The organism is Halalkalibacter akibai JCM 9157, assembly GCF_000513135.1.
GTDB lineage: Bacteria > Bacillota > Bacilli > Bacillales > Bacillaceae_D > Halalkalibacter > Halalkalibacter akibai.
This window is the reverse complement of record NZ_BAUV01000120.1, coordinates 1-1614: the sequence shown is the minus strand read 5'-3', so window position 1 is coordinate 1614 and position 1614 is coordinate 1. Positions and strand designations below refer to the sequence as shown.

The 1614-nt window shown below is 31.3% G+C and carries 3 protein-coding genes; all 3 read right to left on the bottom strand.

Annotated features, from left to right (window positions below; genetic code table 11):
* Positions 1–28 precede the first annotated feature (28 nt).
* Positions 29–406 carry a hypothetical protein gene (locus JCM9157_RS22970; RefSeq protein WP_035668844.1) on the bottom strand — a complete coding sequence of 126 codons (378 nt, stop codon included), beginning with the start codon at positions 404–406 and terminating at the stop codon, positions 29–31.
* 145 nt (positions 407–551) lie between these two features.
* Positions 552–908, bottom strand: coding sequence for a DUF5412 family protein (locus JCM9157_RS22965; RefSeq protein ID WP_035668842.1), 357 nt, complete (start codon positions 906–908; stop codon positions 552–554).
* Between the two features lie 160 nt (positions 909–1068).
* Positions 1069–1485, bottom strand: a complete 417-nt coding sequence (locus JCM9157_RS22960; protein WP_035668840.1) for a hypothetical protein — start codon at positions 1483–1485, stop codon at positions 1069–1071.
* Between the last annotated feature and the right edge of the window lie 129 nt (positions 1486–1614).

Genomic DNA, 1614 nt, shown 5'->3' with positions numbered 1-1614 from the left:
TCCGTTAGTTGAAAAGACTCAAAAGTAATTAAACCTTTGGAATTTTAACGAGAACATATTTTTTAGTCCACATTTGAGTAGTAGCAATTAATCTTTCACCATCTTTTTCAAAGAATAAACCACTGCCATCTTTTTGTTTAAATTCCCATCCATTTGAAACAACCATTTGTTTAATATTTTCATCAGCAATCGAAATGCCTTTATTCTCACTACTTGTGATATACCAAATAGAATCGCTTTCTACTGCAATTTCAGCTATTTTACTATCCGATTCTTTTAGTTTATCAATTGCTTCTTTTGCCGATATACCATCTATCGGAAGAGAGGGGTAATATAATTTGTTTACAAACACAAACACTGCAATTATTGCAATAAAGATACCAAAAGTTATTCCAACTTTTTTCAAAGTAACACCCCCCTTTTAATTAGATATTCATTTTAAGATAAAGTTTCAAATTCTTTGTTGAACTCTTCTGCCCGTTAGCGCAATAAGCAGTGGAACATTCATAAAAAGCCTCTAGGTTTGTTAAAGTACGGCAAACCAAGTTTTATTAGTGAATTCCTTTTCTGAAATCATAGGATTCGTTAGGTACATTAATTATAATTCCATTAATTTCAACTGTGTTATCATCAATCCATAGAATATTGGCATTTTCAGCCTTATCCCAATAAATTATCTTTGACCTTTTACTTGAATTATTAAAAACTAATTCTCCTAATACAGTAAAAGGTGTAGTGGCATGTGTGTTATTAAGATAGGCATAAATAGTATAAGTTCCATTCGGAGAAGTTGATTCTGAGATTAATTCTTGTTTAAACCTCCCCCAGTCAAAAAATACCCAATAAATTCCGTATACCAATATACCAACAATTATCAATAATTTTATGAGTGTTTTCTTTTTTTTCATTGGTAGCCCCTTTTATTATTTGCTAAACTATCCTGCCCGTTACTTGAATAACAATTATTTTAATTTTAACATTAATTTCCTATTCCTTGTTCAAAAAAAGCGTTCCTGCTTTATTGCAGAAACGCATCCGTTAGTTCAATTGGTATTTCAAGCAAACTGCTTATTCCCATCCATTCGATGAATATTCAATAAGTTTCATACTTATTGAATATTCATCACTAGTTACAGAGAATTTTAATGTATCCCTTATTTCCGTTTTTAACTTACTTTCGTTGCTATCTTGATAAAACCCTTCTACATCAACTAAAACATGATAACCAACGGAATCTGATTCTTCGAACTCTTTAATCTTAATGTTTTCCAAACCGTATCCAATCGAACTATCTTCTTCTAGCTCATATTGCTGTTTTATGGCTTTAATAATTTCTGGGTTAAACAAATACATTACTAAGTCAACTTCTTTAACTTCTCCGTTATTCGCAATTGCTGCTTCATCTGAATTAATAAATAGGTAAGTGACCCCCATGATAGTTAAGGTTGCCATGAATGCAATTGAAATCAATTTGCTTTTTGACAAACTAAATCATCCCCCTAATTGAATGGTCTAGTTGATATGTATTCTGAACGTACTCAGATTACCACAACTTGTCAGTATTAAAGTAACAAGTGTTCCTGCTTAATTGTAGAAACGCTCCAGTTAGCTTAA

Bases quoted from the DNA above. Each gene is read 5' to 3' on its own strand.
- JCM9157_RS22965 (WP_035668842.1), bottom strand. From the start codon at position 908: ATGAAAAAAAAGAAAACACTCATAAAATTATTGATAATTGTTGGTATA.